We start from the raw sequence: 21,463 nt of genomic DNA on the forward strand, positions 1-21,463 counted from the left end.
ATAATCCTTACAGGCCAGTTCGCAGGTCTTGCAACCGGTGCAGCGGCTGGAATCAATATAAAATCCATACTGGGTTGTCATCGGTTACTCCTTATACCTTCTCGATCTGCACCAGATTGGTGTGTTGTGGGTTACCTTTCGCCAGCGGAGAAGGGCGGTGCGTGGTCAGCGTGTTGATGCAGGAGCCGTGGTCAACCCGATCGCCATTCATGTTGGCATCGTGCCAGGCACCCTGGCCCATGGCGCTCACGCCCGGCATGATGCGCGGCGTGACTTTCGCCGGAATGCGCAGTTCCCCACGGCCATTGAAGACGCGCACCATATCGCCATTTTTAATCCCGCGTTGCGCGGCATCGACCGGGTTCAGCCAGACTTCCTGGCGGCACGCCGCTTTCAGTACGTCGACGTTGCCGTAGCTTGAGTGGGTGCGGGCCTTAAAGTGGAAGCCAAACAGCTGCAGCGGGTAGGTACTGCGTTCAGGTGCATCCCATCCGTCAAACGTGGAGGCATACACCGGCAGCGGGGTGATGGTTTCGTCTTTTTCCAGCTCCCAGGTCGAGGCGATTTTTGCAAGCGGGCTGGAGTAAATTTCAATCTTACCGGAAGGGGTTTTCAGCGGGTTCGCCGCAGGGTCATCGCGGAATTTCTTGTATGCGACAAAGTGCCCGGCAGGATCTTTGCGCTTATAAATACCCATTTTTTTCAGCTCATCATACGAAGGCAGTTTGGCGTCTTTTTCCAGCATTTTGGCGTACAGATACTGTAACCACTGCTCCTGAGTGCGCCCTTCAGTAAACTGCTGATAAATATCCGGTCCGAGTCGTTTAGCGACTTCACTCATGATCCAGTAGATCGGTTTGCGTTCGAACTTCGGTGCGGTAACCGGCTGGAGGAATATCAGGTAACCCATGTTACCGGCGTAGTCGTTAGGAATAATGTCTTCCTGCTCTACGGTCATCAGGTCTGGCAACACGATGTCGGCGTACTTCGCGGACGAGGTCATGAAGTTGTCGATCACGACGATCATTTCGCATTTGCTTTCGTCCTGCAAAATGTCGTGGGTTTTATTGATATCGGAATGCTGGTTGGTGATGGTGTTCCCGGCATAGTTCCAGATAAATTTAATCGGCACGTCGAGCTTATCTTTGCCACGCACGCCGTCGCGCAGCGCCGTCATTTCCGGGCCGCGCACAATGGCGTCCGTCCAGCTAAAGCAGGAGATTTGCGTTTTTACCGGGTTATCCGGCAGCGGCATACGTTCGATGGTGATGGTGTAGGTAGACTCACGCGCGCCGCTGTTGCCGCCGTTGATCCCTACGTTGCCGGTCAGAATTGGCAGCATGGCAATAGCGCGCGAGGTTTGTTCGCCGTTCGCCTGACGCTGCGGCCCCCAGCCCTGGCAGATATAGGCCGGTTTCGCTGAGCCGATTTCGCGGGCAAGCTTGATGATACGCTCCGCTGGAATACCCGTAATACGTGACGCCCATTCCGGCGTTTTGGCGGTGGCATCATCGCCCTGGCCGAGGATATACGCTTTGTAGTGGCCGTTGGCTGGCGCGCCTTCCGGCAGCGTTTTCTCATCGTAGCCTACGCAGTATTTATCCAGGAACGGTTGATCAACCAGGTTTTCGTCAATCAATACCCACGCAATCCCGGCGACCAGCGCGGCATCAGTGCCCGGGCGAATCGGTATCCATTCGTCTTCGCGTCCGGCGGCGGTGTCGGTGTATCGCGGATCGATAACGATCATGCGGGCATTGGAACGTTCACGGGCCTGTTCAAGGTAGTACGTGATCCCGCCGCCGCTCATGCGCGTTTCCGCCGGGTTATTGCCGAACATCACCACCAGTTTAGTGTTTTCGATATCGGAGGTGCTGTTGCCGTCGTTGCTGCCATAGGTGTAAGGCATTGCGCAGGCAATTTGTGCCGTACTGTAGGTGCCGTAATGGCTCAGGAAACCGCCGTAGCAGTTCATCAGACGCGCCACTAACGAGGCATAAGGGGAGGAGCGGGTGATGTTACCGCCGACAATGCCTGAGGAGTAGTTGATGTACACCGCTTCATTACCATACTTTTCCACCACGCCTTTCAGGCTGGCAGTGAGGGTATTCAGGGCTTCATCCCAGCTAATGCGCTCAAACTTGCCCTCGCCGCGTTTACCCACGCGTTTCATCGGGTAGTTAAGGCGGTCCGGGTGGTTGATACGACGACGGATTGACCGTCCGCGAAGGCAGGCGCGAACCTGATGATTGCCGTAAATATCGTCGCCGGTGTTATCGGTTTCCACCCAATACACTTCGTTATCGCGCACGTGCAGGCGCAGCGCACACCGGCTACCGCAGTTTACGGAGCAGGCTCCCCAGACCACTTTATCTTCAGCGGGAGACACGGCATCTTTCACCGCTGCGGCTGCGCTTTTCAAACCGAAAGGTAATGAAAGCCCACCGGCGGCAAGCGCCAGTGAGCCAATTGCGGTGGATTTAACCAGCGTTCGACGGCTAATCCCGCCGTGGATATCTGCCTCGGACATGACTCACTCCATCATTGTAGTGGGAATTATTTACGCCCGTTATTACAATCGGGCTAATGATGGGTGAGTTTTACTTATTTGAGGGTACTAAATATTAATCCTCATCAAATCAAAGGGTATTGTTGCAGCGATATTGGATAAAAATCACTGCGGTTCACCTTGCGTGCTGTCCTGAGTGCCCGCTGCCGCACCGCTTCCTGTGCGGATGTACAAAATTTTGAAGGTGTCGTTGGCACAATGCCCAACTACCTGCGCATCGGGCTGGTCGGCCTGATCGTTCGGCACGATGTTCAGCGTAAAGCCGGTTTCAGGCACGCCGTTGTTAACAATCTTCTGCTGGATGTCGCTTTTAATTCGCTCGCACGAATCCGGGGCAGCCAGAATGGCCGGGGAAACACTCATCAACAGCAGGGCGGTAATCCAGGGTAACCGTTTCATCTGTAGCTCCTTTTCTCTTCTCTGTATATAGAATGATTTTAGCAGGGTTCGCGTAAACATATGTATTTGCTAATATGATTGGGAATTATCTCCCTGTATCGGTAAATAATGTGAAGAAATACGCAGTGATGACGCTTCTGGCTACGGTGCTGGTGGGGTGCGATAACGCCTCTACGCCGTTGTCTTTTTCGCCGGAGATGGCCAGTTTCTCAAATGAGTTTGATTTTGATCCCCTTCGCGGGCCGGTAAAAGACTTTACCCAGACGTTGCTCAACGATAAGGGTGAAGTCTCGAAACGGGTAACGGGCACGGTATCAACAGAAGGGTGCTTTGATACGCTGGAATTACACGACCTGGAGGCCAATACCGGTGTCGCGCTGGTACTTGATGCCAACTACTATCTCGACGCGGAAACGCAGCAACGTAAGGTGAAATTGCAGGGCAAATGCCAGCTCGCGGAACTGCCTTCGGCAGGTGTGACCTGGGACACCGACGACAATGGGTTTGTGGTGGCCGCGCACGGAAAAGAGATGGAAGTGAAATATCGCTATGATGCAGAAGGGTATCCGCTGGGAAAAACAACGGTATCCGGTGAGCAACATCTGTCTGTTCAGGCCACGCCGTCAAAAGATGTGCGTAAAAAACTGGACTACACGGCAATCAGCCTGCTGAACGACAAGCAGCTCGGGCACGTAAAACAGAGCTGTGATTACGATCGACATAACAACCCGGTCACCTGCCAATTGCTTATCACCGACGACAGCGTAAAACCGGCAGTTGAACGCAAGTACACCATCAAGAACAGCATTGATTACTATTGATGAAATGAAAACCGCGCAGGTTATTGCGCGGTTGGTTTTAGCAGGCTTGCAGAAGATGCTTTGTGTCCGGCCAGGTGTTGATGCTGGAAGATACACATGCGAATGGTGTTGCGGTACTCACCATTGATAAAGAACTCATGAATCAGCTCACCTTCCACCATAAAGCCCAGTTTGCGGTAGATATGGATCGCTTTTTCGTTCTCTTTATCGACGATGAGATACAGCTTATAGAGATTCAGGACGTTAAACCCATAATCCATCGCCAGCTTTGCCGCCCGTGACGCCAGGCCCTTACCCTGGTATTCCGGCGAAATAATTATCTGAAATTCCGCCCGACGGTGAACGTGGTTTATCTCAACCAGTTCGACCAGACCGGCTTTTTCGCCTTCACACTCCACTACAAAACGCCGCTCACTTTGGTCGTGAATGTGCTTATCGTAGAGATCTGACAGCTCGACAAACGCTTCGTAAGGCTCTTCAAACCAGTAGCGCATCACGCTGGCATTGTTATCGAGCTGATGGACGAAGCGCAGATCCTCGCGTTCCAGCGGACGAAGTTTAACGGCTAACATATCGGCCATACTGACTCCGTGACATCAGGGGGCAACAGTGCGGCCGGTACGGCGATCCAGGCAGCGCAGCGTGTTAGGTTCCCAGTAGGCATTGACGTTCGCGCTTTGCTGGCACTTATCACGCGCATCAAAAGCGACATCTTCTTTGTCCCACTCTTTTTCAGTCCGCTTGTTCACCTTTTGACGAAGGTTGCGGGTGTCATTCCATTGTTCTTTGTCCATAGCAGCGTTCTGGCGGCTTTGCGCGCTATCACCAGACTCGATGACCAGCTTGCTGGTTTCGGCTGATGCGGTGGCGGCGAAGGCGAACGTTGACAGCGCGAGTATCGCTGACAGACAAAGGCGTTTGCTTAATGTAGTCATCGCGTTTCCTTTTTAATGGGTGCAGATAAACGTTTTACCCAACCCGGATTCTACACCAATCCAAAAGGACGGCATACCCGTGCGGCAGGTATGGAAAAGTAAAGGAGATTATCGCGTATGATGTCTCAATCAATCCTCAAAAGATGTTCGATATGATCAAAACAACACTGCTATTTTTTGCCACCGCACTGTGTGAAATCATCGGTTGTTTCTTACCCTGGCTGTGGCTGAAAAAGGGGGCTTCGGTATTCCTGCTGGTTCCCGCCGGAATAGCGCTGGCACTTTTTGTCTGGCTGTTAACGCTGCATCCCGCCGCCAGTGGCCGGGTCTACGCGGCCTACGGTGGCGTATACGTTTGCACGGCGCTGCTCTGGCTTCGGGTTGTGGACGGCGTCAAACTGAGCCTGTACGACTGGGCTGGCGCGCTGGTTGCACTGTGCGGGATGCTGATCATCGTCGCCGGATGGGGGCGCACGTAAGTGCCCCAATTTTGTGACCAGACGCTTATTTCATGATCATTATACTTGTATGGTAGTAGTGTAGTTGAGTAAATTTCCTGCATCACAACGAGCGATGTAAGGAACTGGATTATGAAGATTGTCGGGGCTGAAGTATTTGTGACCTGTCCGGGGCGCAACTTTGTCACCCTTAAAATCACCACCGATGAGGGAATTGTCGGCCTGGGTGATGCCACGCTGAACGGGCGTGAGCTGTCCGTTGCCTCTTACCTGAAAGATCATCTCTGCCCGCAGCTGATTGGTCGCGATGCCCACCGAATCGAAGATATCTGGCAGTTCTTCTACAAAGGTGCCTACTGGCGTCGCGGGCCGGTAACCATGTCGGCGATTTCTGCCGTAGACATGGCGCTGTGGGACATCAAAGCGAAAGCCGCCAATATGCCGTTATACCAGCTGCTGGGTGGCGCATCCCGTGAAGGCGTGATGGTGTATTGCCATACCACGGGTCACACCATTGATGATGTGCTGGAAGACTATGCGCGTCACAAAGAGATGGGCTTCAAAGCCATTCGCGTCCAGTGCGGCGTACCGGGAATGAAAACCACTTACGGCATGTCTAAAGGAAAAGGGCTGGCCTATGAACCTGCCACCAAGGGCCACTGGCCGGAAGAGCAGTTGTGGTCAACGGAAAAATACCTCGATTTCACGCCGAAATTGTTTGATGCCGTGCGTAGCAAGTATGGCTTTAATGAACACCTGCTGCACGACATGCACCACCGCCTGACGCCAATTGAAGCGGCGCGTTTCGGCAAGAGCATCGAAGAATTCCGCATGTTCTGGATGGAAGATCCTACCCCTGCGGAAAACCAGGAGTGCTTCCGTCTGATTCGCCAGCACACCGTTACCCCGATTGCGGTGGGCGAAGTGTTCAACAGCATCTGGGATTGCAAACAGCTCATTGAAGAGCAGCTTATCGACTACATCCGTACCACCATCACCCATGCGGGTGGGATCACGGGGATGCGTCGTATTGCTGATTTCGCCTCGCTGTATCAGGTGCGCACTGGCTCGCATGGCCCGTCTGATTTGTCACCGATATGTCACGCGGCTGCACTGCACTTTGACCTGTGGGTACCGAATTTTGGCGTGCAGGAATATATGGGCTATTCCGAGCAGATGCTGGAAGTCTTCCCACATAGCTGGAGCTTTGATAACGGCTATATGCACCCGGGCGACAAACCAGGGCTGGGCATCGAATTCGACGAAAAACTGGCGGCGAAATATCCGTACGATCCGGCCTACCTGCCGGTGGCTCGTCTTGAAGATGGCACGCTGTGGAACTGGTAAAACAGGAGCGAACAATGAAAAGTGTAGTGATTCAAAAACCGAATGAACTGGTGATTGAAGAGCGCCCGCTCCCGGTGCCCGCTGCCGGTGAAGTCCGCGTCAAAATCAAACTTGCCGGGATCTGCGGTTCAGACAGCCATATCTATCGCGGCCACAACCCCTTTGCCAAATATCCGCGTGTTATCGGCCATGAGTTCTTTGGCGTGATTGATGCCGTGGGCGAGGGGATTGATGCCTCACGTGTTGGGCAGCGCGTGTCGGTTGATCCGGTTATTAGCTGCGGTCATTGTTATCAGTGCTCAGTCGGGAAACCAAACGTCTGTGCATCCCTTGTGGTGCTGGGCGTACACCGTGACGGTGGTTTCAGTGAGTACGCCGTGGTGCCGGCAAAAAACGCGTGGGTTATTCCCGATGCTATCCCCGATAAACATGCGGTAATGGTCGAACCTTTCACCATTGCGGCGAACGTGACCGGGCAGGCCAAACCCACAGAACAGGATGTGGCCCTGATCTTCGGCGCGGGCCCTATGGGGCTTGTCACCGTGCAGGCGCTGAAAGGGGTTTACAAGGTGAAACAGGTCATCGTCGTTGACAGGATTGATGAACGCCTGGCGATGGCCGAACGTAGCGGCGCGGATTGGGTATTCAACAACGCCGAACGCTCCGTGCAGTCCGAACTGGAAGAAAAAGGCATTAAACCCACGCTGATTATTGATGCCGCGTGTCATCCATCCATTCTACAGGAGGCTATCACCCTGGCCGCTCCGGCAGCCCGTATTGTCCTGATGGGCTTCTCCAGTGAACCCAGCCAGATTGTGCAGCAGGGTATTACCGGCAAAGAGCTGTCGATTTTCTCGTCGCGCCTGAATGCACACAAATTCCCGGTCGTTATTGAGTGGCTGGAAAAAGGGCTTATCGACCCGGAAAAACTGGTTACTCATACTTTTGACTATCACCACGTAACAGACGCCATTGAACTGTTTGAGAAAGACCAGCGGCAGTGCTGCAAAGTCTTGCTCACATTCGACCAATAACAAGAAGTGCGGTTAAGAGCCTGCACAGACAGGCTCTACGTGGTACGCATCTTACCTTTCAGAGATAGCCATTATGACTCAGACACAACCTCAAAGAACGACCTCGGATCTGGTGAAAGCCGCTGTTTCCGGCTGGCTTGGCACCGCGCTCGAGTTCATGGATTTTCAGCTTTATTCGCTGGGTGCTGCCCTTGTTTTCCATGAGATCTTTTTCCCGGAGCAATCCGCTGCGATGGCATTGATCCTGGCGATGGGAACCTATGGTGCAGGCTATATTGCGCGCATCGTCGGGGCGTTTATTTTCGGCAGAATGGGCGACAGAATCGGCCGCAAAAAAGTGCTGTTCATCACCATCACGATGATGGGGATCTGTACCACCCTGATTGGCGTATTACCAACCTACGCACAGATAGGCATCTTTGCCCCTGTTCTGCTCGTCACATTACGCATTATCCAGGGGCTTGGCGCCGGGGCAGAAATCTCTGGTGCGGGAACTATGCTTGCCGAATATGCACCGAAAGGTAAGCGCGGCATCATCTCTTCACTGGTGGCAATGGGGACCAACTGTGGAACGCTGAGCGCGACAGCCATCTGGGCGTTGATGTTCTTTGTCCTCGATCGTGAAGAGCTGGTGGCATGGGGCTGGCGTATTCCGTTCCTGGCAAGCGTGGTGGTGATGATATTTGCTATCTGGCTGCGAATGAACCTCAAAGAAAGCCCGGTCTTTGAAAAGGTCAGCGATCAAGACAGCGTGGCGCAGGTCCCTGAGCAGGAAACGACGCTGGGTGCGATGTTCAAAAGCAAATCGTTCTGGCTGGCAACCGGTCTGCGTTTTGGTCAGGCGGGTAACTCTGGTCTGATTCAGACCTTCCTGGCGGGCTATCTGGTGCAGACGTTGCTGTTTAATAAAAGCATTCCAACCGATGCGCTGATGATAAGTTCCATTCTGGGGTTCATCACCATTCCGCTGCTGGGCTGGCTGTCTGACAAAATCGGGCGTCGTCTGCCTTACATTGTTCTTAACATCTCGGCCATCATCCTGGCGTACCCGATGCTGTCGATTATCGTCGACAAAACCTACACCCCGGGTGTGATCATGCTCTCGATCATTATTATCCACAACTTCGCCGTACTGGGGCTGTTCGCGCTGGAAAACATCACCATGGCGGAAATGTTCGGCTCGCGTAACCGCTTTACCCGCATGGCCATCTCGAAAGAGGCGGGCGGCCTGGTGGCGGTTGGGTTTGGTCCGGTGCTGGCGGGTATCTTCTGCAACATGACCGGCTCCTGGTGGCCTATTGTGGTGATGATGGTGGTGTACTCACTGATAGGTCTGTTGTCCGCAATTTTAATGCCGGAAGTGTGCGACCGGGATTTGAGCGCAGCCGAAGATGCCGCAGAGGCTAAAGCGTTAAACGTTAACGCGCATAAATACGGGGTACAGCCATGAGTTCTATTAATAACCGATAATAGCAATTCAGCATCCATCACCCGGCGTTGGCTGGGTGATGGATTAAAAGGAGGTGTGCCAGATAATAACTATATGCTTTCCCGAATGATAATAAATATTTGTCACAATAATGTCAGGGGCTATTTCGGTTTTTAAATGTTATTTATCTTGTGAGAATGGATCATGTCACGGAAAAACAGAAAAATAACCATTCCGGTTAGTATCGGATACGGCTTGACGGATATTATGGGTGGCGGTGCTTTTACCGTTATTGGCGCCTGGCTACTCTTTTTCTACACCACCTTTGTTGGCTTGTCCCCGGTAGAGGCGGCATCTATTGTGGCGATTGCACGCATTGTCGATGCCATCGTCAGCCTCTTTATGGGCAGCTTTACCGACCACTTTTATAAAAACTATTTTGGCAAGAAATTTGGCCGCCGACGCTTTTTCCTGTTAATCGGCGCTCCATTAATGCTGGTATATGCACTGCTCTGGCTTGATGGTATGAATTACGGCTTTTATCTTGCCGTATATTTAGCCTTCGAAATTATTGCGGCAATGGTTCTCATCCCGTGGGAAACCCTGCCATCAGAAATGACCAAAGACTTTAATTCACGTACCAAGCTATCGACCTGCCGAATGTTTTTATCGGCGTCCGGTACGTTTCTCGCCACCTTTATTCCAGGACTGCTCATCGGTTACTTTGGCGAAAAGAGTGCCCATGCGTACCTGATTAACGGGGTTATCTTTGCGGTGCTGTTTATGGTCTGCGTGTTCATTTCCTGGAAAGTCACCTGGGAACGCGAACTGACGCCAGAAATGAAAGCGAGTATAGATAAACGCGAACCACGTAAAACGCGGGTGGAACAACTGGCGGCCTTTTGCCAGCTTTTCAAGGATTACGGCTCCACTCTTAAGATCCGCGCGTTCAGAAAACATCTGGCTATCTATCTGCTCTCCTTCACCGGCAAAGATGTTTACAACACGGTGTTCGTCTTCTTTTGCGTTTACTGCCTGAATGTCTCTTCATCGCTGGCGGGAAGCTTGCTGTCGATGAGTATTGTCGGGCTACCCGTTACGCTTCTTGCAGGTATCGGGATCATCAAATTTGGCCCGTCAAAACTCTATATCTTTGCGTATTCGCTGATGATGCTGTGTCTGGGCGGTTTCTTCGCGGTGTACCAAATCCCGGCGCTCAACACGGTGTCCACGCTGGTTATTCTTGCCGGGCTTTACCAGGTCGGGCGTTCGGTGCTGGAGTTCACGCCGTGGAATGTGTTCCCGTTCATTCCGGATATTGACGAAATGGTCAGTCACCAGCGACGAGAAGGGCTTTTTGCCGCCGTCATGACTTTTGCCCGTAAAACGACCGTTGCAGTTGCGACCTTTATTGTCGGTTTACTGCTGCAAAATGGCGGTTTCGTGAAGGGGAGTCAAACCCAGCCGCCGGAAGCGATTCATACCATCGCCATGCTGTTGTTTATCGGCACGGCCGGGCTGTTGATCCTGGCCCTGTGGCAGGCACTGACGTTCCACCTTAACAAACGTACCCACAAGATTTTTGTTGATGAACTGGATCGTCTGAAAGCGAACGGCTCTGCACAGCAGGCCACGCCTGAAGCACGCCGGGTGGTGGAAGATCTGACTGGGTATTCCTGGGACACACTGTGTCTGGGGGAGAACGCCTGGTCGGGAAGCATTTCTCAAGGGACATTTTCCGCGAAGCAGAGTGGTTTATAGCTTTTGCCTTAGATGTCACACAACTTAATTTTTATATCACACCAATTAGACGAAAGTTAATGTAAATCAATATTCGGTCCAGCGCATTCAGTATGGTTATGGCTCATCCAAAATTATACACACTGCCATTCTAGTTGGTGTAGTCAGCAAGTCCGCAGCGGTGATGATGTTGCCGCTGCAGGGTTACATTTTTCATTTACGACAACGAGTCTCAATCATGGAAAACCGGTTATTAAAGGCGAAAGCTACGCTTCCTCAGTACGATCGCGACAGCCTTAAGACGCGCATTGTTCATTTAGGGTTTGGCGCATTCCACCGTGCGCACCAGGCGGTGTATACCGATATCCTTGCCGCTGAACAGGGTAGCGACTGGGGTTACTGCGAAGTAAACCTGATTGGTGGTGAGCAGCAAATTGCCGATCTCAAGGCTCAGGATAATCTCTACACCGTTGCCGAAATGTCTGCTGATGCGTGGACCTCTCGAGTGGTGGGCGTGGTGAACAAGGCGCTGCATGTTCAGATGGATGGCCTGGAAACCGTGCTGGCGGTGATGTGCGAACCCCAGGTCGCGATTGTGTCGCTCACCATTACGGAGAAAGGCTATTGCCACTCTCCGGCGACCGGACAATTGATGCTCGACAATCCGTTCATCGTTGCTGACCTGCAAAATCCTCACCAGCCAAAATCTGCGCCTGGCGTGATTGTCGAAGCGCTGGCACGCCGTAAAGCGGCAGGGGTACCGGCCTTTACGGTGATGTCCTGCGATAACATGCCTGAAAACGGCCATGTGATGCGCAATGTCACCTGTGCCTATGCCCGCGCGCTGGATAGCGAACTGGCGGAGTGGATTGAAGCGAACGTTACATTCCCGTCCACCATGGTGGATCGTATTGTTCCGGCAGTAACGGCTGAAACGCTGGATAAAATTGAGCAACTGACCGGCGTACGTGACCCGGCAGGTGTGGCCTGCGAACCGTTCCGTCAGTGGGTCATCGAAGACAACTTTGTTGCTGGTCGCCCGCAGTGGGAAAAAGCCGGCGCAGAACTGGTTGCAGACGTTATCCCGTTTGAAGAGATGAAGTTACGAATGCTGAACGGTAGCCACTCATTCCTGGCGTACCTGGGTTATCTGGCCGGTTATCAGCACATCAACGATTGCATGGAAGATGTCCACTATCGCCATGCGGCGCACGCGCTAATGCTGAAAGAACAAGCGCCGACGTTAAAAGTGAAAGGGGTCGATCTGGCACATTATGCCGATCAGCTGATTGCACGTTACAGCAACCCGGCGTTGCGTCACCGTACCTGGCAAATTGCGATGGACGGCAGCCAGAAATTGCCTCAGCGGATGCTGGATTCCGTGCGCTGGCATCTGGTTCATCAGCGTAGCTTCCCTTTGCTGGCGCTGGGTGTGGCAGGCTGGATGCGTTATGTCGGTGGTGTGGATGAGCAGGGTAACGCCATTGAGGTGAGCGATCCGCAGCTGGCGGTGATTCAGGCCGCAGTGAAAGGCAGTGCCGAAGGTGAAAGCCGGGTGAAAGCGCTGCTGGGCATTGACGCCATCTTCGGTAAGGAATTGCCGCAGGAGACTGTCTTTGTTGATGCGGTGATGAAAGCCTATCAGTCATTACTGGCGAACGGTGCGAAAGCCACGGTTGAAGCCTACGCCGGGCAGTTGTAATCCATCACATGCCGCCGTTCGCGGCGGCATGTTCCGCACGTTTTAGTGCATACCAAGGCGAATCAGTTCTATCGGTTCAAACTTCCCTTCGCATCCTTCCACTTCAACCGTTTTGCTACGACGCACGTGTGCGGCATCCAGGCCGTTGCTGTGAATCGCTTTAATAATGCCGGTGCGGCCTGTGCCGTTAATCATCACGCGGCTGCCAGTGGTAATTGCGTTACGGTTACGATCGTAAGTCATCATGGTATTTTCTCCTCTCTTGCTTAGCCGTTACGGCGATATTCATCTCTTGCCGCTTTCGGAGATCTATAAATACGCCTCTCAGCCACGCATTTTTTTGTTTTTGATCAAACTCACACTTTTTTCTCAATTTTCGTAGGGGTTGACGTAACCCAACAGGTATTTACAAAGCGGACAGTTATTTTCTTTTATTGATAGTTTCTGCATGTGACTGTTTAAGGTTTGTTTATATAGCGAATGTCACTCTGTATTCAGAAAATAACTCTTCAGCGGAATAAGGAGCCAGGCTTATGTATAAAAACATTTTGATGCCTGTAGATGTGTTTGAAATGGATTTGAGCGATAAAGCGGTGCGCCACGCAGAAAATCTGGCGAAGTCAGAAGGGGCGGCGATCACGCTGGTGAACATCCTGCCCAGCAGCAGTCGCTCTCTTCTGCGCGGCTTCAACGCGGATATCAAGAGGTTTGAAGAATACATGACGAATGAGTCAGAAAAAAAGATGGGCGAATTAAAACGCTTGTTTGATATAGCACCAGAGAATATTCATTGCACGGTACGCTTTGGTAACGTCCGCGATGAAATTATCGCCATGAGCAAAGAAGGCGAATATGACATCATTGTCATTGGTTCGAAAAACCCAACCATTACAACGCATTTGCTTGGTTCAAATGCGGAATCAATATTACGCTACGCCAGAATCCCGGTATTAGTGGTTCGCTAATATCACCGCCGCATCCCCCGAAAGTTGAGGGATGCGGCAGACATTAATCTTCGCTAAACCAGTCGCTATTTTCTTGTCGAATTAACTGCACTGATTCGCTGATTTCTTGTAAATGCAGCGTCATCGCTTTTTCTACCCCATCAGGATCGCGTTTTTCCAGCGCCTTAAAAATATCATGGTGCTGACGAAGCAGCATTTCCGGCGGCGAGACGTGATCCAGACTCATATAACGCACGCGGTCGATGGTAGCTTTGATATTCTCGATAGTGTCCCACGCAAGCTGACAATCGGCAATTTGCGCCAGTTTTTGATGGAATTCATCGTCAAGCTGGAAAAAGTCATTTAGCTGCTTGCGATCGATAGCAATGCGTTGCTGATGCAGGTTTTGCTCCAGCAGGTAACACTGATTGTCGTCGATAAACGAAGCGGCACGGCGTGCGACGGCGCACTCAATGGCCTGGCGTACAAAACAGCCGTTACGTACCTGAGAAAGTGAAATCTTATTCACATAGCTGCCGCGCTGAGGGCGGATCTGAATCAAACCGTTTTCAGCGAGTTTAATAAATGCTTCGCGAACGGGCTGACGAGAAACGTCAAAACGCACCGACACTTCTTTTTCAGAAAGAGGCGTTCCCGGCGGGATCAGGCAATGCACGATATCACGTCGCAAAATGCGATAGATTTGCTGATTAACAGGCTGGGTAGGGTTGAGTTGCGATTCAGCGGCCATGGGTTGTGATTTCTCAGAGAGTTAACGCGAACATACTACCATTCTTTTGCCTGCCATCACAGACCCGGCCCGCAGGCCGGGTAGGGGTCGATTAACCGCGATGCACGCTAAGTCCGGCAAAGCTCTGGCTAACCGGCATCATTTCAACGGTGTTGATGTTGACGTGTTTTGGCAGCGTTGCCACCCACCAGACCGCTTCGGTAATATCTTCCGGCGTCAGCGCATTGGCGTTTTCATAGGTTTTGTCGGCTTTAGTATCATCGCCTTTGAAGCGCACGTTAGAGAATTCAGTACCGCCCACCAGACCCGGCTCGATATCAGTAACGCGAATTGCCGTTCCGTGCAGGTCGGTGCGCAGGTTGAGGCTGAACTGACGAACAAAGGCTTTGGTCGCACCGTAGACGTTACCGCCCGCGTAAGGCCAGCTGCCTGCGGTGGAGCCGATGTTAATCACATGGCCACGATTACGCTCAACCATTCCTGGCAGAACCGCGCGCGTCATGTACACCAGGCCTTTGTTGTTAGTGTCGATCATGTTTTCCCAGTCTTCCACGCTGGCTTTGTGTGCAGGCTCCAGGCCCAGTGCCAGACCGGCATTGTTGACCAGCACGTCAATGGCGCGCCATTCAGCAGGCAGATTGGCAATCATCTCTTCGATCGCAGCACGGTTGCGGACGTCCAGTTGCGCCGTCAGGATGCTGTCGCCCAGCTCGTCTTTCAGCTCCTGCAAACGCTCCTGACGACGGCCTGTTGCAATCACTTTATGGCCGTTGGCAACGAAACGGCGCGTGATGCTTTCACCAAAACCTGCCGTCGCCCCGGTAACTAAAATAATCATCTCACTGTTCCTCAACGCTTTTTATGTTGTACTAACATAGCACGCTCTCAGGGAGCGCGTTAAGGCAACTTTTCTATGTCAGGATTGCAGGCGGTGAGCGGCTGTCCTACTCTGGGGGGATATCCCGTTCTCAGGAGTCAACGATGTCGGCCAGTAATCCTTTTTTTGAAATCAGCCTGTTACCTTACCAGGCTCCGCGTTTCGACGTCATTAACGATAGCCACTATCGTCCGGCATTTGATGAAGCTATGCGCCAGAAGCGCGCCGACATTGATGCCATCATTGCGCAAACAACACCACCCGATTTCACCAACACCGTGCTGGCGCTGGAAAAAAGCGGCGCCATGCTGTCGCGCGTCAATAGCGTGTTTTTCGCCATGACGTCGGCGCACACCAATGATTATTTACAGGAGCTGGACGAGGCGTTTTCAACCGAGCTGGCAGGGCTTGCCAACGATATCTGGCTGAACGAAACGCTCTTTTCCCGCGTAGAAGCCGTCTGGCAGGAAAGAGCAACGCTGGATGCGGAATCCCGCCGTCTGGTGGAAGAAACCCATCAGCACTTTGTGCTGGCAGGTGCGCGCCTGAACGCTGGCGAAAAAGCTGAACTGAAATCCCTGAACACCGAGTCCGCCTCTCTGACAAGCCAGTTTAACCAGCGCCTGCTGGCGGCGGATAAAACGGGTGGGCTGGTGGTGGATTATGTTCACCAGCTTGAAGGCCTCAGTGCCGATGAAATTGCGACTGCCGCCCAGGCAGCGGCTGAAAAGGGGCTGAACGATCGCTGGCTTATCCCGTTGCTTAATACCACGCAACAGCCTGCGCTTTCGGCACTCGAAAACCGTCAGACGCGTGAAAACCTGTTCAAAGCTGGTTGGCTGCGCACTCAGAAGGGTGATGAAAATGATACCCGCGAACTGATACTACGCCTGGCAGCATTACGTGCGCGTCAGGCCCACCTGTTAGGATTCGAAAGCTACGCAAGCTGGAGCACCGCCGATCAAATGGCCAAAACACCTGACGCTGCGCTGGCGTTTATGCGCGGTATTGTCCCGGCGGCGCGTGGCCGGGCGGAACAGGAGCTGGCGGATATCCAGAAAGTGATCGACGACGAACAAGGCGGATTCACCGCGCAGGCCTGGGACTGGCCGCTTTACGCTGAGCGCGTGCGTTTAGGAAAATACGCCCTCGATGAGTCGCAAATTAAACCTTACTTTGCGCTCAATACCGTGCTGCAAGATGGCGTGTTCTGGGCCGCCAGCCAGCTGTTTGGCATTAGTTTCGTCGAACGTTTTGATATTCCGGCATATCACCCGGATGTCCGTGTGTGGGAAATATTTGACCACACAGGCGAAGGGATGGCGTTGTTCTATGGTGATTTCTTTGCCCGTGACTCAAAAGGCGGCGGGGCGTGGATGGGCAATTTCGTGGAGCAATCTTACGAATTCGCCGCGCGTCCGGTTATTTATAACGTCTGCAATTATCAAAAACCGGCTAACGGGCAAACGGCGTTGATCTCCTGGGATGATGTGGTCACGCTGTTCCACGAATTTGGTCATACCCTGCATGGCCTGTTTGCCAGCCAGCGCTACGCCACGCTTTCCGGCACCAATACGCCGCGTGATTTTGTAGAGTTCCCGTCGCAAATTAACGAACACTGGGCCAGCCATCCGCAGGTGTTTGCCCATTATGCGCGGCATTACGAAACGGGCGAACCGATGCCGGAAGCGCTGGGTGATAAGATGTTAAATGCTACCCAGTTCAATAAAGGCTACGACATGACGGAGCTGCTGAGTGCCGCGTTGCTCGACATGAACTGGCATGGGATTGCTGAACCGGTGGAAGATGTTGATACGTTTGAATCTGCCGCGCTTAAAAAAGAAGGCCTGGATCTTCCTGCTGTTCCCCCGCGTTATCGCAGCAGCTATTTCGCCCATATTTTTGGCGGCGGCTACGCGGCAGGGTATTACGCTTACCTGTGGACGCAAATGCTGGCTGACGACGGCTATCAGTGGTTTGTTGAGCAGGGCGGGTTAACGCGTGAAAACGGGCAGATATTCCGTGACGCAATTTTATCGCGCGGCAACAGCAGTGACCTGGAAGCGCTGTACCGTGACTGGCGCGGGCACAATCCAAAGATTGAGCCGATGTTGAAGAATCGTGGGTTGAGTTAAGGGGGGCAGTGCACCGCCACCACCCTGGCTCCCGGCAAGAAAAACGGCAACCCGAAGGTTGCCGTTTGTTTATTTCTCGCCGTCACTACCCGGCATCACACCTTTACGCCAGTTCGTTAGGGCAGGCTTCACCCTTTTCCAGTTGCTGCAAATTACCCAGCGTGGTTTCTGAAATGCTGATCAACGCTTCGGCAGTCAGGAACGCCTGGTGGCCGGTGAACAACACGTTATGACAGGCGGACAGACGACGGAACACGTCATCCTGGATAACGTCGTTAGACTTGTCTTCAAAGAACAGGTCACGTTCATTCTCATACACGTCCATACCCAGCGCGCCAATTTTCTGGGTTTTCAACGCTTCGATAGCCGCCTGCGAGTCAATCAGACCACCACGGCTGGTGTTGATGATCATCACGCCGTCTTTCATCTGGTCAAACGCCGTCTGGTTGAGCAGGTGATAGTTTTCCGGCGTCAGCGGACAGTGCAGGGAAATCACGTCAGATTGGGAAAAGAGCGTTTGCAGATCGACATATTCCACGCCCAGCTCCAGCGCGGCTGCACTTGGGTACGGATCAAATGCCAGCAGACGCATCCCAAAGCCTTTCAGAATGCGCAGGGTAGCAATGCCGATTTTACCGGTGCCAATCACGCCAGCGGTTTTGCCGTACATGGTGAAACCGGTCAGGCCTTCAAGAGAGAAGTTCGCATCACGGGTACGCTGATACGCGCGGTGAATGCGACGGTTCAGCGACATCATCATCCCGATAGCGTGTTCAGCGACCGCTTCAGGTGAGTAAGCCGGAACGCGAACGACCTTCAGGCCCAGTTCTTTAGCGGCATCAAGGTCAACGTTGTTAAAGCCCGCGCAGCGCAGGGCGATATACTTCACGCCATGTCTTTTCAGCTCTTCCAGAACAGGGCGGCTACCGTCGTCGTTCACAAAGATACAGACACCTTCACAGCCGTGAGCCGTTTTGGCCGTTTTTTCAGTCAGCAGAAAGTCGAAAAATTCAAGTTCGAATCCGTAAGCCTCGTTAACATGTTGCAGATACTTTTTATCGTACTGCTTTGTGCTATATACCGCGAGTTTCATAAGACTTTCTCCAGTGATTTTGCATTCACGTTAGCATGATTAAAATAATCTTACAATTTATAAAATATTATTGAATTCAATAGGTTCTATGGATAATTCTAGAGCATCTGCGGGCAATAACCCTAGGGTATTCCAACCACAGGGGTTTCTTTCGCAGATATTTTGCACAGGGAATGTCACCGCTGGTTTTGCGACATCCAGCGCTACGGACTTCTAATCAGCAGGTCCGCAGTGTACGGATTCGAAACCCTGCGACGATAAACGAAATTTTACCTATGCCCGATGGTGCATCTATCCTAAAGAATGGCGTTCTCTTCAACTGACTGGCTAAACATGCGACAATGATCGGCACTGTCGGCTTATTTTTTACAATAAATCAGGATATTAACTGCCCATGAAGGGTAAATACAAAGCCGCGCTCGCGCTTCTACTGCTGATAATACTTTTGCCGCTGACGCTGCTGATGACGCTCGCCCAGTGGGTGCCTACGCTTGCCGGAGTCTGGCTACCCGTGGGGACGCGTATCGCCTTTGAAAAAAGCCCCCGTCTGACTCGCCATTCGATAGTTATCCCGGATCTCCGATATCTGGTTGAAGACTGTGAGATTGCCAGAGTCGAAAACGCGACACTGTCACATCCCAGCCGCTGGAAGATGGATATTGGTGCGCTGGATCTCAACACCGCCTGTCTGAGCAAATTACCGCAAACCGCGCCGTCAACGGTCGCGCCCAAAACGCTGGCACAATGGCAGGCGCTGCTTCCCAACACCTGGATTAACGTCCACCGGCTGACGCTCTCTCCATGGCAGCAATGGCAGGGTGAGCTCAAGGCGTCGCTAACGCCTGCCATACAAGAGCTGAGCTATAAGGGCGAGCAGGTCAACGTGCAGGGCAAATTGCACGGGCAAACATTGACCATCAGCCAGTTTGAAGCCCATCTGCCCGATTACCCGCAGCCTGTGTCGCTGGTGGGGGAATTCACCTTGCCACTGGTGCCAGACGGCGTGCCGGTTAAAGGTCATGCGGTGGCAACCTTTAATGTGCCGCAGCTCTCCTCGCTGGTAGATGCAGACCTGGACTGGGAGCAAAATCAGGGGCAACTGGTTGTGATGTCGCGCGATAACCCCGACCCGCTCCTCGACCTGCCATGGAAAATTACGCCTCAGCAGCTGTCCATCAGTGATGGTCGCTGGAACTGGCTCCTCTCCGGAATGCCACTGAGCGGGCGCATTGGTCTGAATATCGATAACTGGCAGCAGGGGCTGGAGAAAGCAACCCTCTCAGGCCGTCTTAACGTGCTGACGAAGGGCGATGCGGGCAAAGGTAACGCCGTGCTGATCATCGGGCCGGGTAAGCTCAGTATGGATAACAGCGATATGCCGCTGCATCTGAGTGGTGAAGCCAAACAAAATGATCTGATCCTTTACGCCATGCTTCCGGCAAAACTGACCGGAAGCCTGAACGACCCGCAGCTGGCGTTCGAGCCAGGGGCGTTATTGCGTTCGCGCGGGCGTGTGATTGACTCCCTGAATATTGATGAAATTCGCTGGCCTTTAGCCGGTGTTAAGCTTGCCCGGAAGGGCGTAGACGGTCGTTTACAGGCCATCTTGCGCGCCCACGAAAATGAAATGGGGGATTTTGAGCTGCATCTGGATGGCCAGGCCAATGACTTCCTACCCGATAACGGCCTGTGGCGCTGGCGTTACTGGGGGAAAGGGAACTTCACGCCAATGAACGCGCGCTGGGATGTGGCCGGTAAAGGGGAATGGCGCGACAACGTTATCGAGCTTACCGATTTGTCGACGGGGTTCGATAAACTTCAGTACGGAACGATGCTGGTCACCACGCCGCGTCTGGTGCTGGATAAACCGGTTCGCTGGCTACGCGATCCGGCTAACCCCCAGTTCAGCGGTGCGCTGTCACTGAATGCCGGACAAACCTCATTTTCCGGCGGCAGCGTGCTTCCTCCATCCGTGCTGACCTTTAGCGTAGAGGGCAACGACCCGACGATTTTCCAGTACAAAGGCTCCCTTCATGCGGGCGCAATTGGCCCGGTCCAGGTGAACGGGCGCTGGGATGGTGAACGCCTGCGCGGCCAGGCCTGGTGGCCGAAACAGTCTCTCACCGTGTTCCAGCCACTTCTTCCACCAGACTGGAAAATGATGCTGCGGGACGGCAATCTCTATGCGCAGGTGGCGTTCTCTGCCGCAGCGGGGCAAGGCTTTGAAGCCGGTGGCCATGGGGTACTGAAATCCGGCAGCGCCTGGATGCCGGATAACCAGATTAACGGCGTCGATTTTGTGTTGCCATTCCGCTTTAGCGAGGGTACCTGGTCGCTTGGCACGCGCGGCCCGGTCACTTTACGCATTGGCGAGGTCGTTAACCTGGTCACTGCGCGTAACATCACGGCAGATTTGCAGGGTGACTACCCGTGGAGTGAAGACAATCCGCTGCTGTTAACCAACGTTAGCGTCGATGCGCTTGGCGGCAAAATCACCATGCAGCAGCTGCGAATGCCGCAGCACGATCCGGCTCTGCTGCGGGTGAATAATATCTCGTCCAGCGAACTTATCAGCGCGGTTAACCCGAAGCAGTTTGCCGTGTCCGGCCCGGTAAGCGGGGCGCTGCCTTTCTGGCTGGACAATGAAAAATGGATAATCAAGGACGGCTGGTTAACCAACCCCGGCCCCATGACGCTGCGTATCGACAAAGACACGGCCGATGCCATTGTGAACGATAATATGGTTGCGGGGGCGGCAATTAACTGGCTCCGCTATATGGAGATTTCGCGTTCGTGGACGAGAATCAATTTAGATAATCTGGGTGAATTAACCATGCAGGCTACGATCAGTGGAACCAGCCGTGTGGACGGGAAAAGCAGTACCGTTCACCTTAATTACACCCATGACGAGAACGTCTTTACCCTCTGGCGCAGTCTGCGTTTTGGGGACAATCTGCAAACATGGTTTGAGCAACACGCGGCATTACCGAATATCAGCCGCAGTTCGACAGGCAAGGAAAGTGAGGAACAACAATGAAAAAGATGGCGGGTGTACTCACCGTGGCCGTAGTCGCGTTGCTGACAGGCTGTACGCCGCGTATTGAAGTTGCGGCGCCAAAAGAGCCAATTACCATCAATATGAACGTGAAAATTGAGCATGAGATCCATATCAAGGTCGATAAAGACGTCGAAACCTTGCTGAAATCGCGCAGCGATCTGTTCTGAGGAC

20 protein-coding genes are annotated in these 21,463 nt (G+C 53.0%); 11 read left to right on the plus strand and 9 right to left on the minus strand.

From position 1 onward, the window contains the following. From ACS603_RS10705 to ACS603_RS10715, 3 genes are all read right to left on the minus strand, one after another. A partial coding sequence (locus ACS603_RS10705; RefSeq protein WP_474943979.1) for a 4Fe-4S binding protein occupies window positions 1-81 on the minus strand: 81 nt, incomplete at its 3' end. Between the two features lie 10 nt (window positions 82-91). Beyond that, on the minus strand, window positions 92-2,530 hold the full coding sequence (gene ynfE, locus ACS603_RS10710) for a selenate/tellurate reductase subunit YnfE (RefSeq protein ID WP_474944222.1): 2,439 nt from the start codon (window positions 2,528-2,530) through the stop codon (window positions 92-94). A gap of 144 nt (window positions 2,531-2,674) precedes the next feature. Continuing rightward, window positions 2,675-2,968 carry a DUF1161 domain-containing protein gene (locus tag ACS603_RS10715; protein ID WP_474944223.1) on the minus strand — a complete coding sequence of 98 codons (294 nt, stop codon included), beginning with the start codon at window positions 2,966-2,968 and terminating at the stop codon, window positions 2,675-2,677. Window positions 2,969-3,042: 74 nt separating this feature from the next. Between ACS603_RS10715 and ACS603_RS10720 the strand changes: the two genes are divergently transcribed. Then, on the plus strand, window positions 3,043-3,789 hold the full coding sequence (locus tag ACS603_RS10720) for a YnfC family lipoprotein (protein WP_395678269.1): 747 nt from the start codon (window positions 3,043-3,045) through the stop codon (window positions 3,787-3,789). 20 nt (window positions 3,790-3,809) lie between these two features. On the opposite strand, the gene speG is transcribed toward ACS603_RS10720, so the two are convergent. Continuing rightward, window positions 3,810-4,370: a spermidine N1-acetyltransferase gene (speG, locus tag ACS603_RS10725; RefSeq protein WP_182060916.1), complete on the minus strand. Its 561-nt coding sequence runs from the start codon at window positions 4,368-4,370 to the stop codon at window positions 3,810-3,812. A 15-nt stretch (window positions 4,371-4,385) separates the two neighbouring features. Further along, window positions 4,386-4,724 (minus strand): DUF1283 family protein, encoded by a 339-nt coding sequence (locus ACS603_RS10730; protein ID WP_182060917.1) that lies wholly within the window; start codon window positions 4,722-4,724, stop codon window positions 4,386-4,388. A 152-nt stretch (window positions 4,725-4,876) separates the two neighbouring features. Between ACS603_RS10730 and ACS603_RS10735 the strand changes: the two genes are divergently transcribed. The 6 genes from ACS603_RS10735 to ACS603_RS10760 all read left to right on the plus strand — a co-directional run bounded on the left by ACS603_RS10735 (window position 4,877) and on the right by ACS603_RS10760 (window position 12,434). Next, window positions 4,877-5,203 (plus strand): YnfA family protein, encoded by a 327-nt coding sequence (locus tag ACS603_RS10735; protein ID WP_041162057.1) that lies wholly within the window; start codon window positions 4,877-4,879, stop codon window positions 5,201-5,203. 111 nt (window positions 5,204-5,314) lie between these two features. Then, window positions 5,315-6,529: a starvation-sensing protein RspA gene (rspA, locus tag ACS603_RS10740; protein WP_182060918.1), complete on the plus strand. Its 1,215-nt coding sequence runs from the start codon at window positions 5,315-5,317 to the stop codon at window positions 6,527-6,529. Between the two features lie 14 nt (window positions 6,530-6,543). After that, window positions 6,544-7,563: a Zn-dependent oxidoreductase gene (locus tag ACS603_RS10745; RefSeq protein ID WP_474944224.1), complete on the plus strand. Its 1,020-nt coding sequence runs from the start codon at window positions 6,544-6,546 to the stop codon at window positions 7,561-7,563. A 73-nt stretch (window positions 7,564-7,636) separates the two neighbouring features. After that, on the plus strand, window positions 7,637-9,013 hold the full coding sequence (locus tag ACS603_RS10750) for an MFS transporter (protein WP_474944225.1): 1,377 nt from the start codon (window positions 7,637-7,639) through the stop codon (window positions 9,011-9,013). 183 nt (window positions 9,014-9,196) lie between these two features. Continuing rightward, window positions 9,197-10,753: an MFS transporter gene (locus tag ACS603_RS10755; RefSeq protein ID WP_474944226.1), complete on the plus strand. Its 1,557-nt coding sequence runs from the start codon at window positions 9,197-9,199 to the stop codon at window positions 10,751-10,753. Window positions 10,754-10,970: 217 nt separating this feature from the next. Continuing rightward, window positions 10,971-12,434: a mannitol dehydrogenase family protein gene (locus tag ACS603_RS10760; protein WP_474944227.1), complete on the plus strand. Its 1,464-nt coding sequence runs from the start codon at window positions 10,971-10,973 to the stop codon at window positions 12,432-12,434. A gap of 42 nt (window positions 12,435-12,476) precedes the next feature. On the opposite strand, the gene ydfZ is transcribed toward ACS603_RS10760, so the two are convergent. Beyond that, on the minus strand, window positions 12,477-12,680 hold the full coding sequence (gene ydfZ, locus ACS603_RS10765; RefSeq protein ID WP_014070153.1) for a putative selenium delivery protein YdfZ: 204 nt from the start codon (window positions 12,678-12,680) through the stop codon (window positions 12,477-12,479). Window positions 12,681-12,967: 287 nt separating this feature from the next. Between ydfZ and ACS603_RS10770 the strand changes: the two genes are divergently transcribed. Further along, window positions 12,968-13,399, plus strand: a complete 432-nt coding sequence (locus tag ACS603_RS10770; RefSeq protein WP_474944228.1) for a universal stress protein — start codon at window positions 12,968-12,970, stop codon at window positions 13,397-13,399. A gap of 43 nt (window positions 13,400-13,442) precedes the next feature. On the opposite strand, the gene ACS603_RS10775 is transcribed toward ACS603_RS10770, so the two are convergent. Then, window positions 13,443-14,129, minus strand: a complete 687-nt coding sequence (locus ACS603_RS10775; RefSeq protein WP_182060923.1) for a GntR family transcriptional regulator — start codon at window positions 14,127-14,129, stop codon at window positions 13,443-13,445. 91 nt (window positions 14,130-14,220) lie between these two features. Further along, window positions 14,221-14,967, minus strand: coding sequence for a bifunctional NADP-dependent 3-hydroxy acid dehydrogenase/3-hydroxypropionate dehydrogenase YdfG (gene ydfG, locus ACS603_RS10780; protein WP_182060924.1), 747 nt, complete (start codon window positions 14,965-14,967; stop codon window positions 14,221-14,223). 143 nt (window positions 14,968-15,110) lie between these two features. On the opposite strand from ydfG, the gene dcp reads away from it, so the two are divergent. Then, window positions 15,111-17,141, plus strand: a complete 2,031-nt coding sequence (gene dcp, locus ACS603_RS10785; RefSeq protein WP_474944229.1) for a peptidyl-dipeptidase Dcp — start codon at window positions 15,111-15,113, stop codon at window positions 17,139-17,141. Window positions 17,142-17,244: 103 nt separating this feature from the next. Here the strand turns inward: dcp and ACS603_RS10790 are convergent, their stop codons facing one another. Beyond that, window positions 17,245-18,234 (minus strand): 2-hydroxyacid dehydrogenase, encoded by a 990-nt coding sequence (locus tag ACS603_RS10790; protein ID WP_182060926.1) that lies wholly within the window; start codon window positions 18,232-18,234, stop codon window positions 17,245-17,247. 394 nt (window positions 18,235-18,628) lie between these two features. Between ACS603_RS10790 and ACS603_RS10795 the strand changes: the two genes are divergently transcribed. Together ACS603_RS10795 and ACS603_RS10800 are read left to right on the plus strand one after the other, a co-directional pair. Then, a complete protein-coding gene (locus ACS603_RS10795; RefSeq protein ID WP_474944230.1) occupies window positions 18,629-21,271 on the plus strand; it encodes a YdbH family protein in 2,643 nt (880 codons plus the stop codon). Continuing rightward, on the plus strand, window positions 21,268-21,459 hold the full coding sequence (locus ACS603_RS10800) for a YnbE family lipoprotein (protein ID WP_014070162.1): 192 nt from the start codon (window positions 21,268-21,270) through the stop codon (window positions 21,457-21,459). The genes ACS603_RS10795 and ACS603_RS10800 overlap by 4 nt, the downstream gene beginning before the upstream one ends. Window positions 21,460-21,463 lie beyond the last annotated feature (4 nt).

The organism is Enterobacter sp. Li2LvB3, from assembly GCF_056156645.1.